Origin of the sequence: Flavobacterium sp. UBA7680, assembly GCF_002482975.1 — a bacterium.
GTDB lineage: Bacteria > Bacteroidota > Bacteroidia > Flavobacteriales > Flavobacteriaceae > Flavobacterium.
Window position 1 is genome coordinate 10,045 of record NZ_DLHA01000001.1, and the last position, 13,623, is coordinate 23,667.

A 13,623-nucleotide genomic window follows, 5' to 3' on the forward strand; every position below is an offset into this window, starting at 1 on the left:
GGATACTTAACAAGAAGGCTTCATGACGTTTCTCAAGATGTTATTGTTAACATCGAAGATTGTGGAACTTTAAGAGGTGTTGAAGTTTCTGCTTTGAAGAAAAATGAGGAAATCGTTGAATCATTAGGAGAAAGAATTTTAGGACGTGTTGCATTGCAAGATGTTATAAATCCACTTACTAATGAAGTAATGGTTCAATCAGGTCAACAAATTACTGAAGCAATTATGAGAACTATCGAAGCTTCTCCTATTGAAAAAGTAGAAGTTAGATCTCCATTAACTTGTGAGGCTTTAAAAGGTATTTGTGCTAAATGTTACGGTAGAAACTTAGCTACTGGAAAAATGACACAAAGAGGTGAAGCTGTCGGAGTTATTGCAGCTCAGTCTATTGGAGAACCAGGTACACAGTTAACACTTCGTACGTTCCACGTTGGAGGGGTTGCCGGAGGTATTTCTGAAGAATCTAGTATCATTACAAGATTTAATGGTAGACTTGAGATTGAAGATTTAAAAACGGTTAAAGGTGAAGACAGTGAAGGTAATGCGGTAGATATCGTAGTATCACGTTCAACTGAATTAAAATTAGTTGATGAGAAAACTGGAATCGTCTTAAATACACATAATATTCCTTATGGTTCTAGTATCTTTGTTAAAGATGGAGAAACTGTTGCTAAAGGAACTGTAATCTGTAAGTGGGACCCTTATAATGGTGTAATTGTTTCTGAGTTTACTGGTAAGATTGCTTACGAGGATTTAGAGCAAGGACAATCATTCATAGTTGAGATCGATGAGCAGACTGGTTTCCAGGAAAAAGTAATTTCTGAGGCTAGAAACAAAAAATTAATCCCAACTTTATTAGTTTATGGTAAAGAAGGTGAATTGATTCGTTCTTACAACTTACCAGTAGGTGCACACTTAATGGTTGAAAACGGTGAGAAAATTAAAGCAGGTAAAGTATTAGTAAAAATTCCACGTCGTTCTTCTAAAGCAGGCGATATCACGGGAGGTTTACCAAGAATTACTGAGTTGCTTGAGGCTCGTAATCCTTCAAACCCAGCGGTTGTATCTGAAATTGATGGTGTTGTTTCTTTTGGAAAAATCAAAAGAGGTAACCGTGAGATCGTTATCGAATCTAAATTTGGTGAAATTAAAAAGTATTTAGTTAAACTTTCTAGCCAAATCTTAGTACAAGAAAATGACTTCGTAAGGGCGGGAGTTCCATTGTCTGACGGTGCAATTACACCAGATGATATCTTAAGAATTCAAGGACCGGCTGCTGTTCAACAGTACTTGGTAAATGAAATTCAAGAGGTTTACCGTTTACAAGGGGTAAAAATTAATGACAAGCACTTTGAGGTAGTTATTCGTCAAATGATGCGTAAAGTAAGAGTTCAAGATCCAGGAGATACATTATTCCTAGAAGATCAATTAATTCACACTAAAGATTTCATCGTTCAAAACGATAAATTATATGGTATGAAAGTAGTTGAAGACGCTGGAGATTCTGCTGTATTGAAACCAGGTCAGATTATTTCTCCTCGTGATTTACGTGATGAAAATTCATTATTGAAACGAAATGATAAAAATCTTGTTGTAGCAAGAGACGTAATTACTGCAACTGCAACGCCAGTTCTACAAGGTATTACAAGAGCTTCGTTACAAACTAAATCATTCATTTCTGCGGCTTCATTCCAGGAGACAACGAAAGTACTTAACGAAGCTGCAGTAGCTGGTAAAGTAGATGACTTAGAAGGATTAAAAGAAAATGTAATTGTTGGACACAGAATTCCTGCGGGAACTGGTATGAGAGAATACGATAACACTATCGTAGGATCTAAAGACGATTACAATGAAATGATGGCTAATAAAGAAGAATACATTTATTAATTAGGAAACTATGAGTAATCCGAAACAACAACAAGAGCAAATTAACATTGAGCTAGACGAAAGTATTGCAGAAGGAATTTATTCTAATCTTGCGATTATCAATCACTCATCATCAGAGTTTGTTTTAGATTTTGTCAGCATTATGCCGGGTATTCCTAAAGCCAAGGTAAAGTCAAGAATTGTCTTGACACCACAACATGCTAAAAGATTATTAAGAGCAATAGGTGAAAATATCCATAGATTTGAGGCCGCTCATGGCGAAATCAAAGAAACGGAACAAGTACCAATACCGCTTAATTTTGGTCCGGCAGGACAAGCATAAATTTTAAAGCCCCATTTTAATGGGGCTTTTTTTGCTTTAGAGTTAACAATAAATGCAGTTAATCTGATTTAATATACTTTAATCGACTAAATTTCCCTGCGTAGTTATATTGTTCTAATTTGGCTCTGCCTATGAAAGATTAATTTTTGAAATATAATGACTTAGTAAGGTTGATTTAATTCAAATTAAAAAAAAGCGCTAATCAAATTAGCGCTTTTTTTATGCTCAAAAACGAATGAATCAATTTATAATTTGAAAATATTTTAATCTCTTCCCAACCTTTTTATTTAAAATGTACTCTATATAAGTAAGAACCATTAACAAAGGTTTTAACTTAAATAAAGTATAGTATGAAAAAGAAATTCACCTTAGAAATAAAAAATCCTTGTTCTGAAAATTTTGATAAAATGATTCCTAATGCAGGTGGTTCGTTTTGTGATTCATGCATGAAAAATGTGATCGATTTAAGTAAAAAATCAAATTCTGAAGTTGCTAGATTCATTGCCGGAAATAAAGATGCAAATATTTGTGCACGATTAAAAACAACACAGCTTGAAGAACAGTTTGAATACAGCGAGACTTCTAAAATAAATACTTTAAAATATGCGGCAGTTGCAGCAACTATTTTGCTTGCATCAAATCTTACCGCACAAGAAAAAGAACCTGTTAAAATTGAAAAAGCCTGTGCAGAGCCAATGTATAGATTAGGCAAAGTGGTTTCTAATCAAACTGTAAATGAAGAAATTCTGGTTACGATAAAAGGAAAATTATTAGAAGCAAAAACACATAAACCTTTTAATAAAGAAACATATCCAGATTTAATGTTATCTGTTAATGGTTCAGAAACTCCTGTGAAAGTAAATCCAAAAACAGGAGAGTTTTCTATAGCAGCGCAAGTTTCAAAAAATAGCAAAACACTAATAGTTACGATTTCAGGAAGCGATTATTATCTTTCAAAAGAAATACCTTTTACTATAAAAGCAGTTAAAAATAATGTTTTATCACAAAATATAATTATTGATGCAGATGAGCTGACTAAAATTTTTATTGCCGGCGGATTAGGAATTAATTATACAGATCAATAAAACAAAATGTTGGGGATGTAATGAAAAAAGGTTGTCTAATAATAGACAGCCTTTTGTATTTTCTAAAGAAATGATTAATCAAATTCAGAAGTAAAGTATAATTTCACACTTGGATATTTACTTTGCGTCATTTGAATGGTAAAATCAGAATCGGCTAAAAATACCAGCTGACCATATTTATCATGAGCAAGGAATTTTTGTTTGATACGTTTAAATTCTTTGAATTCTTCATTTTTAGCATCATCAGGTTTTACCCAGCAAGCTTTATGAACAGGGAAGTTTTCGTAAGTACATTTCGCACCATATTCGTGCTCTAAACGATATTGAATAACCTCATATTGAAGCGCTCCAACTGTTCCAATAACTTTACGATTATTCAGCTCTAAAGTAAACAACTGTGCTACACCTTCATCCATTAATTGATCAACCCCTTTTTCTAATTGCTTAGCTTTCATCGGATCAGCGTTATTGATGTATCTAAAGTGTTCCGGAGAGAAACTTGGAATTCCTTTAAAGCTCATTACTTCGCCTTCAGTTAAAGTATCTCCAATTTTAAAGTTTCCTGTGTCGTGTAAACCAACAATATCTCCAGGATAAGAAATATCAACGATTTCTTTTTTCTCTGCGAAAAAGGCATTCGGGCTTGAAAATTTTAAATTTTTCTTTTGGCGAACGTGGTAATAAGGTTTGTTTCTTTCAAAAGTTCCAGAAACAATTTTTATAAAAGCTAAACGGTCACGGTGTTTCGGATCCATGTTAGCGTGAATTTTAAATACGAAACCAGACATTTTTTCTTCTGCCGGATCAACCAAACGAGTTTCAGAATCTTTTGGTCTTGGAGACGGAGCAATTGCCACGAAACAATCTAACAATTCGCGAACTCCAAAATTATTCAAAGCTGAACCAAAAAATACTGGCTGAATTTTTCCATCTAAATAATCCTGACGTTCAAATTTTGGATAAACTTCATCAATTAATTCTAATTCTTCACGAAGTTTTTCTGCTGCTTTTTGACCAACAATTTTATCTAATTCAGGATTGTTTTGAACATCAGAAAATGCAATAGTTTCTTCGATATTTTTACGGCTGTCTCCGCTGAAAAGATTGATGTTTTCTTCCCAAAGATTATAAATTCCCTGAAAATCATAACCCATTCCGATAGGGAAACTTAATGGCGTAACTTTTAACCCCAGTTTTTGTTCCACTTCATCCATCAAATCAAAAGCATCTTTACCTTCACGGTCTAACTTATTGATGAAAACAATCATCGGAATGTTACGCATTCTACAAACAGCAACTAATTTCTCCGTTTGTTCCTCAACCCCTTTTGCAACGTCAATAACTACAATTACACTATCAACTGCGGTTAAAGTTCTAAAAGTATCTTCGGCAAAATCCTTGTGTCCCGGAGTATCAAGGATATTGATTTTTTTATCTTTATAATTAAAAGCAAGTACAGAAGTCGAAACCGAAATACCTCTCTGGCGTTCGATTTCCATAAAGTCACTCGTTGCTCCTTTTTTAATTTTATTATTTTTTACGGCTCCAGCTTCCTGAATCGCCCCTCCAAATAACAATAATTTTTCCGTTAATGTTGTTTTACCGGCATCGGGATGCGATATAATTCCAAATGTTCTTCTGCGTTGTATTTCTTTTAAAAAGCTCATATTTTGTATAAATAGGTTGCAAAAGTACTATTAATTACGGCTTAATAAAAATATTCAGTTCTTAAATTGAAAGCGATAACTTTTCAAAACAGTACTTTTTACAAAAAAGTAAGGCTGTTTTTAAAAACAGCCTTACATTGATATTGAAAAATAAATTATTGGTTAATTGACCAAACAGAATATCCTTTTGGCGGACATTGAATTTTTACCCATTTATCAGCCTGAGTTGTTGGGTACCAAGTTGAATTTCCTGTAAAATCTTTAATCTGTGTATTAGCCCAATTGGTTTGAATCCATCTTTCCTGCCAAGCATCAGAATTATTGATGTAAACTACTAATCCCGGATTTCCGTTGTAACCGTTTCTTCTTGCCACATATTCATCATTATCAGAATATAAAATAGAAGTTGTACCCGTTGCTTTGTTGTTATGAATCCAGATCAAGTTGTTTAATTTCGCTTTATCCAGCCATTCTTCATAATCTCTGTAGAAAATGGTTGGATATCCTTCGTGAGTTAAAATATACGAATACGCCAGCATTTTGCTCCAAATTTCATCTGTATCATGATTTGTTACAAAAGTCACCGCTTTATACGGATTTCTTTTCCACATCATATCATCATTTAAAAGCGCCAGATTGTTACCGTCAAAGGCATCATTCATTTTATAATAACATGCAAAGTCAAAAACAGAGCTGTTAGCAGCGTTTGCCCAGTCATTTAATACGTTTACATTCGAATCCCATAATTCTCCAACCGAAAATCCGCCTACATTAGCGTTCCATGAATTTACAACCCACGCGCCAAATCCTTTTACGTAATCAAATCTCCATCCGTCAAACTTCATGGTATTTTTGTAATATTTACCAACTCCGTCAGCTCTCAGCCAAAGCCAATCCTGAACATGAGGATTTGCATGGCATAAATCAGGGAAACCGCCAAAAGCGCCTTCATCATTATTTCCGTAGCTGTTTTTATAGAAGTCATTATAATTACGTGTAAATTTTCCAGAAGCAACACCGCTGAAATTTGTCCACGTGCTAGTGCCTGTATATGGATTTGCTTCAGATTGACCGCCGCTATTGTGATTAATTACGATATCGGCATACACTTTTATGTTTTCAGTGTGAGCAGACGTTATTAGGCTTACTAATTCTGTTTTAGAACCAAAACGAGTTTCGGTACTTCCATTTTGATTGTAATCTCCAAAATCAAAATAATCCGTTGGATCATATCCCATAGAAAATGCTCCATTTTGAGCTTTAGAAGCGGGTGGAAGCCAGATAGAGCCAATTCCAGCATTTCCCCAGGCAGTCACTTTTCCTTTTACAGTATTCCACCAGTTTCCACCCGCAGGAACGTCCCAGTAAAAAGCCTGCATCATTACGCCTCCGCCCGGATTGTCTACATATTTTCCGGTTGGAGATGATAAAGAAGCTCCGGTGCTAAAAGGTTTTCCATCGTGGTTAGTGACGTTGATAATCTTAAATTGCTGACTTTCTGCTTTAGCGTCAACATCATTCGTTTCATTTGTACATGAATACAAAAAGGTTGTAATTGCAGTAAGAAAAAATAATCTTACAATAGGTTTTTTCATAATAGATTGTGGTTAAGGTTAAATTAATAAAGTTTGAAATTGCTAATTTTAAGACTTTAAAAACAAGATATTCTTATTTTTTGCCGCTATAAATTATTAATAACGCACCTAAAGTAAGAGTTTTTTGATTCGATTTGTTTTTGTAGGAAAATAGTTTTACAACGAAAACGTTGTAGTGTTTACAACTTTTTTTTAGAGGCTTGAAAATCAATAGATATTGTTTTGGCGGTTTTGAGGTTAACAGCTTTTTGAAAAAGAAAAAGATTGGAGAATTAAACTTCTTATCGTGAATTTAAATACGATCCACATAATTTTTTGTTAATACTATGGCTGATAGTTGTATTATGTAATTGAATTGTTATTTTTGTTCGTTTTATAAAAGAAAACAGAAGTTCATTATTTAGTTTTCAGAATAACTTTTGAAAATAAATAATAGCCGATTAAAATTTAGAATACAGATCTTTACATCCAAAAATTAAATTTAAAATAATGTCATTAAAAAAATTGCAACTAAAAACAATTGATTATAAGGTAGTCTTAACAATGTGTTTTTTATTTTTTTTCAACTCAGTAATTTCAGCACAGGAAATTATTAAGGATGTTGTAGCCGAAAAGCCGGTAGAAACGGTACACGGAAAACAAAAAATTGACGGTATCATTGCTACGGTTGGAGATTATATTGTTTTAGATTCTGATATTGATAAAGGTTATTTAGAGATTGCAAGCCAAGGTGGTAATACTAAAGATATTACAAGATGCCAAATGCTTGGTAAACTTTTAGAAGATAAATTATACGCACACCAGGCCATTCAGGATAGTATTATTGTTAGTGATGCTGAAGTTAGAGGGATGATGGAAGAGCGTTTGAATTATATGATTCAGCAAGTTGGCGATATCAACAAAGTGGTAGAATATTATAAAAAGAGTTCTGTAGAAGAATTTAAAACATATTTTGCTGACATCTTAAAAGAGCAAAAATTAGCCTCAGAAATGAGAGATAAAATTGTAAAAGATGTAGAGATTACTCCAGAGGAAGTTCGTAACTTTTTTAAAAAAATCCCTAAAGATGAATTGCCGACTTTTGGAGCTGAAATGGAAGTAGCGCAGATTGTTACTGAACCTAAAGTTTCTAACGAAGATAAACAGAAAGTTAAGGATAGATTAAACGCTATTAGACAAGATGTTTTAGAAGGTTCAAGTTTTGCTACAAAAGCAGTTTTGTACTCTCAGGATCCGGGATCTGCACCAAATGGAGGTTATTATAAAATGACTCGTAAAACGCCTTTCGTAAAAGAGTTTAAAGATGTTGCGTTTAGTTTGCAGGAAGGTGAAATTTCTCAGCCATTTGAAACTACTTTTGGTTTCCACATTATAATGGTTGACAAAATAAAAGGACAGGAAGTTGAATTAAGACATATTTTAATTGCTCCGGTAGTTTCTGAAAGTGCTTTGAAAGAAGCTAAAGAAAGAGCGGCTAATATTAGAGAGAAAATCGTAAGCAAGCAAATTACTTTTGCAGAGGCTGCAAGAACAGAATCTGACGAAAAAGAAACTAGAGCAAACGGAGGAACTTTAATAAACCCAAATACTCAAGATACTCGTTTTGAATTAACTAAAATGGATCCAACTTTATACGGTCAGGTTTCTAATTTAAAAGATGATGAAGTTTCTCAGCCGCTTTTAAATACGGATGATAAAGGAAAGAAAACGTATAAATTAATAACTGTTACAAACAGAATCGACGAGCATACTGCTGACTACGCTAAAGATTATACGAAAATTAAAGAATTAGCTTTAAAAGAAAAACAAATCAATGCAATTGCAAAATGGTTTGATACTAAAATTAAAGATACATATATCAAAATTATTGGAGAGTACAGAGATTGTACGTTTGCTAACAATTGGTTGAAAAAATAATTTTTATTAAATAAAGAAAAAGAGTTAGTTTTATGAATTCATTTAACTAACTCTTTTTAATTTAAAATACATTCATAAATGTCTGACGTAACAGCAATTCATAACTTAGTTCAGAAACGCAACGAATTAAAAAACGAAATAGCAAAAATCATTGTAGGGCAGGATGCCGTTGTTGACCAAATTTTACTTTGTATATTTTCAGGAGGACATGCTCTTTTAATTGGTGTTCCTGGTTTGGCAAAAACCTTAATGATTAATACTTTATCTCAAGCTTTAGGTTTAGATTTTAAAAGAATTCAGTTTACACCGGATTTAATGCCTTCGGATATTTTAGGAAGTGAAATTTTAGATGAAAACAGACAATTTAAATTCATAAAAGGGCCAATTTTTTCTAATATCATTTTGGCTGACGAGATCAACAGAACGCCGCCAAAAACGCAGGCAGCTTTATTGGAAGCTATGCAGGAACGTTCGGTAACAATTGCAGGACAAAATTATAAATTAGATTTACCTTATTTTGTACTGGCAACACAAAACCCAATTGAGCAGGAAGGAACTTATCCTTTGCCAGAAGCGCAATTAGACCGTTTTATGTTTGCTATTAAATTAGAATATCCAACTTTTGAAGAAGAAGTAAAAGTCGTAAAGCAAACTACATCTGATAATAAAGTAGAAGTTAATCCATTATTTACAGCGCAGGAAATTATAGATTTTCAACATTTAATCAGAAGAATTCCTGTTGCAGATAATGTTATAGAATATGCAGTAACATTAGTAAGTAAAACACGTCCTGATAATGCTTTGTCAAATGATTTTGTAAAGAATTATCTAGATTGGGGAGCTGGGCCAAGAGCGTCACAAAACTTAATTTTAGCAGCAAAAGCTCACGCCGCTTTCAATGGTAAATTTTCACCGGATATTGAAGATGTAAAAGCAGTGGCAACCGGAATTTTACGCCACAGAATTATTAAAAACTACAAAGCAGACGCTGAAGGAATAACGGAAGAAGTTATTATTAAAAAGCTGATGTAAGATATATCTAAAAAGCCTGATTTTTAAATCAGGCTTTTTTTTTAGTTCAATTCTTTAATACTAGTTTCGTTTATCAAACGTACCGTTTTGTTGTGAAAAAGTTTTAGCAGTAAAACTTCGGTAAGCGATGTGTATTTTTTATTGTCATATTCATACCACCAATAAGAGAAATATCTAATATTATTCTTTTCTAATTTCGTCAGCCATATTTTTTCATTGCTTCTCATGATTTCTTTAGACTCAATGATTTTATATCCGTTTCCTGTCCAGCAAATTAAAGGTTTGTGAATAGGTGTTTTTATATAAGTTAAGGTTTCTGGAGCTGCAATCTTAAAAACTTCATTATTGACCCAGACTCCTTTTTTAATGTTATAATGAGGGTTAAGATTTTCTAACAGCGAATAATTTTGCTCCTTTTTAAGCTCTAAACTAGTAATAAACAATATTCCGGTCGCAATTATCATTGGTGAAAATTTTGGAAAAAATGAATTGCCGGTTATGCTTTCTTTTTTGGGATTAAAGAATCGTATTAGAAATAAAAGAGGAACAATTTGATAAAATATAAAACACATAATTCCAATAGTGTGATGCAGTATATTTTCCTCGGTACAATTGAATAAAACTAAAGTGATAATTCTGAAATAATTGGAGATAATATTCAGAACTACTATTATACAGCAAAACAATAAAATTTGCAGAATGTTGAAATACTTTTGGTTTTTGCGTTCTTCTAAAGTCAATAAAAAAGCTCCGAATAATAATCCCGTTTTAAACATCGATAAACCCATACAAGCGGTATCTATCGAAACTTTTGCATTATTGATATAAAAATTAACACCTTCTATTTTAGTTATCGGAATGAAATTTTTTAATGTTAAATACACTCCGTAACAAAGCGTCTGTTTTATTTCGACAGTTAAATAATTGAATAACTGATCAAAAATTGACGAAAACAAAAAGAGACAGATAAAAGCGATAAAAGAAAACTTTTGGGTAAAGCTGTAATAAACAAAACATCCAAATAACAAAAGAGCATGAAAATGCAATGACTTTGTATGCAGTCTGTAGCTTATAAATTCTAATAAAAAAATTAATGCAAGCAGCGGATAACTTATTCTTAAAGTAGTTTTTCTTCCTGCATAAAGAAATAGGAAAATAGAAAATATAACGCCAAAAAAATTATTGTCTAGTCCTGTTGATACAATACTATAGTTTAGAACTAAAAGCATGATTATAGCAAGAATAGCAATTAATTTGGCGTGTGACTGCAGTAAAACTTTTATTAAGCTTTTTGTTTTTTGTTTCTTTGATAGTAAAATAAAAGAGTAGTCAAGCCAATAATAATCATTACCCATTCATGAGGTTCCGGAACCGCACCGTCATTTTTAATCGAAGCGTTGCCAAGAGTATCCACATTTTTCTCGATTCCGTTATTTTTGTAATCTGCATCCGTTTCCAAAACAATTAAAGACGAAATTGGCGTTACAATATTGGCATCTTTTGCAAGGTTTACATATTGATTTGCGGCTAAAGTATCATTCTGAATTTTAATTTGTTCTTCTAAAACTTTTCCAAAAGCATACATTCTGTAAATATGATTTGGTCCATTACTTTTAATAGTACTGTCTTTTGGTTTTTCCTGAATCGAAATGTTTGAAGGTTCAATATTGACCACATTATCAGCAGTTTTATACTTAATGAAATAATTTTCTTCCAGCATTTTTAAACTATTTCTGAAATTGGTCTCGTAAAAATCTACATATTTTTGCTCTTTTACAGTCTGCCAAAACGGATTAATCTCTCCAGAAATATTAATAACTTTCAGGTTTTGTGATTTAGTCTGACTTCGAATCTTTTTTAAATATTCAGATTCCTTAAGTTCTTCAAAATTTGCAGAAAAATTTCCGGATTTGGTTATAATCAAACTATTTTGTTTGATTGTATATAAGGGTAATAAAGAATAATGCAAGTATTTGAAATCTAGAAAAACAGTTTCGAAGTTTTCTTTGTTTATTTCTTTTTTCTCCTTGTCATCATACACATAAAATTCCTTTCCTTTTACGTTTACAAATGATTCTATTTCGTTTAAAGTCCAGCTGCTGTTTAAATCTAAAATGACCTCTGATGCATTAAAAGGAATATTTACTTTTTGACTCTCTTTTACCTCGTATATTTTATCCTTCCATGCAAAAGAATTTAACTTCGATATTTTGCTCAAAGGTATCATTGCCTCCCAATCATCAAGACCTTTTGATTCATTGATATAGAAATTATTTTGCAGTTTAAAATTCTTACTTGTCTCTACATCACTTTTTCCTGTCATCTGGATTCTTGAAATTGTAGAAGCATTTGATATATTTGGGCCCTTAATAGAAAGGCTTTCATATTTCAATTTATTATCTTCAACTTTTAAAGGAGTAGTGAAGCCGCATTTAAAAGTTCTTGGCGTTTTATAGTTTACAGGAAAAACCCTCACAACAACTTTGTTTCCTTCTCTCCATTGCATTAAAGATGGATCGCGACTTTCTGCACCAACAATTTGTTTGTATGCTTTTTCTGCTTTCTCTTTTGTCGTTAAAACTCCTTTTCTTTCAATACCGTTTACCCATAATGAAAGTGAAGTTGCAACAGAACCTTCAGGAAGCTGGAAAGAATAAATGGCTTCCTGATCTCTCCATGTATCTTTATCACAGGCAATATCCATAGTAATTTCTGTATAAGCAAGCCTGCTGTCTGGATATAATTTTACATCTTCTTTGATGTCTTTGGTAATCAAATCTTCACCGCTCCACAACTTTTCTTCGGTTTCTAATCGTTTGTCAAAATTAGATTTAAGAATATTAATTCGGTCGTCTTGGCTCAGATTAAGATCTTCACAAAAAATGTAAGCTATTGTAATAAAAGGATTGTGGATTTTTCTTTCGTTAAATTGTTGAATTCCAAAAGAACCAAGATCGTAATCAAAGTACTTTTCAGGGGCAGTATAAACGATGTCTTTTTTGAGTAAAATTTCATTTAAAAAGTTAGGTTCAAGACTTTGTGATATTTTAATATAATTGGGTAAATCTTCATTTGAAGTAAAAGAGCTGATGGGACGTCTAACATTAATAAGCCTGCTTTCTCTGTCAAGCATTATAACAAAAGAAAATAAGAGAACTAAAATAAACCCAAAACCTGCGATGAATGAAATCAAATGTCTTTTGTTTTCCTGAAAATAACGAGCTATAGTTACTATATGGATAATGGAAACAAGTAAAGGGACTAATGCATAAAAACCAATTCCTAATAATAGAATTCCAATGCAGGCAAAGGGTGTAAGGGGCAATAGATAAAATGTGAAATACAATATTAAACTATAAGATAATCCATTTATAAAAAAGATAGAAAGAATAAAACTATTTTCTTGTGGTTTTTGGTAAATGAAAAAATTACTAATAAAAAAGAGTAAAATGGTGAAGTAAACCCAGAACGGAAGATCTTCAAATATAGGTACGAAAATATTTAGGCAGAAACATCCAATAAACCAGTTAAGTATAAGAAAAGGAGTTAAATGAAGGTATTTCTCCCTTTTTCTAAGAATAAGAAATGTAACGGTAACTCCGTAAATAAACTCCATTATCAATGTAAGAGTGCCTAATGCTCCAGCACCGAAAAATTTAGTGTTTTCATTTAATAATAAAATCAATAAAAAAAAGCCACTGAATAAACTGGTAAAGACACTAAAGCCCACACCAATTTGACTAATGTAATCGTTCGCATTTTCTAATTTGTATTTCATAGTTTTGTGTTTTTGAAAGAACTTTGAATTGCAAAGTTAAAAGAAAAATTGAATTACAAATATTTTATGAACTTTTTTTAATGTGAAATTTGATAAAACTTTAACTCGGGAAAAAGACTAAAAACAGACGTCAAAAATCGCAACTATAACGTTATAATTGTTTATTTAGAACTATTCTTTGCGAAAATAGAGGTAAAATCTCACTTACTTTATAACACCAAATTTCGACTTTGTTAAAGAAAAGATTTTAAAATATCAATAATTCATTTTTTTAATACAAAATTGATATTTTGACAAAAACAAGCAGTGAAAATCGTTTTTTAACAATAATAATTTTTGA

At 32.1% G+C, this 13,623-nt stretch carries 8 protein-coding genes and 1 pseudogene; 5 read left to right on the forward strand and 4 right to left on the reverse strand.

What is annotated here, in order from left to right; translation table 11 throughout:
- The 3 genes and pseudogenes from B3C18_RS00060 to B3C18_RS00070 all read left to right on the forward strand — a co-directional run.
- Positions 1-1,887: pseudogene (locus tag B3C18_RS00060) on the forward strand (DNA-directed RNA polymerase subunit beta'); the annotation flags it as partial.
- A 10-nt stretch (positions 1,888-1,897) separates the two neighbouring features.
- Positions 1,898-2,209, forward strand: a complete 312-nt coding sequence (locus B3C18_RS00065; RefSeq protein WP_291140465.1) for a DUF3467 domain-containing protein — start codon at positions 1,898-1,900, stop codon at positions 2,207-2,209.
- Positions 2,210-2,559: 350 nt separating this feature from the next.
- Positions 2,560-3,294 carry a hypothetical protein gene (locus B3C18_RS00070; protein WP_291140468.1) on the forward strand — a complete coding sequence of 245 codons (735 nt, stop codon included), beginning with the start codon at positions 2,560-2,562 and terminating at the stop codon, positions 3,292-3,294.
- A gap of 74 nt (positions 3,295-3,368) precedes the next feature.
- Here the strand turns inward: B3C18_RS00070 and B3C18_RS00075 are convergent, their stop codons facing one another.
- Positions 3,369-4,961 carry a peptide chain release factor 3 gene (locus B3C18_RS00075; RefSeq protein WP_116751454.1) on the reverse strand — a complete coding sequence of 531 codons (1,593 nt, stop codon included), beginning with the start codon at positions 4,959-4,961 and terminating at the stop codon, positions 3,369-3,371.
- A gap of 155 nt (positions 4,962-5,116) precedes the next feature.
- Complete coding sequence (locus B3C18_RS00080; protein WP_291140474.1) at positions 5,117-6,556, reverse strand: alpha-amylase; 1,440 nt, start codon at positions 6,554-6,556, stop codon at positions 5,117-5,119.
- Positions 6,557-7,045: 489 nt separating this feature from the next.
- On the opposite strand from B3C18_RS00080, the gene B3C18_RS00085 reads away from it, so the two are divergent.
- Both B3C18_RS00085 and B3C18_RS00090 read left to right on the forward strand, forming a co-directional pair.
- The gene (locus B3C18_RS00085; RefSeq protein WP_291140477.1) at positions 7,046-8,473 is read left to right on the forward strand and encodes a peptidylprolyl isomerase; all 1,428 of its coding nucleotides are present in this window, start codon (positions 7,046-7,048) and stop codon (positions 8,471-8,473) included.
- Positions 8,474-8,551: 78 nt separating this feature from the next.
- Positions 8,552-9,505 carry an AAA family ATPase gene (locus B3C18_RS00090; RefSeq protein WP_291140480.1) on the forward strand — a complete coding sequence of 318 codons (954 nt, stop codon included), beginning with the start codon at positions 8,552-8,554 and terminating at the stop codon, positions 9,503-9,505.
- A gap of 41 nt (positions 9,506-9,546) precedes the next feature.
- Here B3C18_RS00090 and xrtN read toward each other — a convergent pair whose 3' ends face one another.
- Both xrtN and B3C18_RS00100 read right to left on the reverse strand, forming a co-directional pair.
- Positions 9,547-10,860, reverse strand: a complete 1,314-nt coding sequence (gene xrtN, locus B3C18_RS00095) for an exosortase N (RefSeq protein ID WP_291140484.1) — start codon at positions 10,858-10,860, stop codon at positions 9,547-9,549.
- Positions 10,788-13,283 carry an XrtN system VIT domain-containing protein gene (locus tag B3C18_RS00100; RefSeq protein WP_291140486.1) on the reverse strand — a complete coding sequence of 832 codons (2,496 nt, stop codon included), beginning with the start codon at positions 13,281-13,283 and terminating at the stop codon, positions 10,788-10,790. The genes xrtN and B3C18_RS00100 overlap by 73 nt, the downstream gene beginning before the upstream one ends.
- Between the last annotated feature and the right edge of the window lie 340 nt (positions 13,284-13,623).

What these genes read in the sequence shown, in the direction of transcription:
- B3C18_RS00065 (WP_291140465.1), top strand. Translation starts at nt 1,898, where the DNA reads ATGAGTAATCCGAAACAACAACAAGAGCAAATTAACATTGAGCTAGAC.
- B3C18_RS00070 (WP_291140468.1), top strand. Translation starts at nt 2,560, where the DNA reads ATGAAAAAGAAATTCACCTTAGAAATAAAAAATCCTTGTTCTGAAAAT.
- B3C18_RS00075 (WP_116751454.1), bottom strand. Translation starts at nt 4,961, where the DNA reads ATGAGCTTTTTAAAAGAAATACAACGCAGAAGAACATTTGGAATTATA.
- B3C18_RS00080 (WP_291140474.1), bottom strand. Translation starts at nt 6,556, where the DNA reads ATGAAAAAACCTATTGTAAGATTATTTTTTCTTACTGCAATTACAACC.
- B3C18_RS00085 (WP_291140477.1), top strand. Translation starts at nt 7,046, where the DNA reads ATGTCATTAAAAAAATTGCAACTAAAAACAATTGATTATAAGGTAGTC.
- B3C18_RS00090 (WP_291140480.1), top strand. Translation starts at nt 8,552, where the DNA reads ATGTCTGACGTAACAGCAATTCATAACTTAGTTCAGAAACGCAACGAA.
- xrtN (WP_291140484.1), bottom strand. Translation starts at nt 10,860, where the DNA reads ATGGGTAATGATTATTATTGGCTTGACTACTCTTTTATTTTACTATCA.
- B3C18_RS00100 (WP_291140486.1), bottom strand. Translation starts at nt 13,283, where the DNA reads ATGAAATACAAATTAGAAAATGCGAACGATTACATTAGTCAAATTGGT.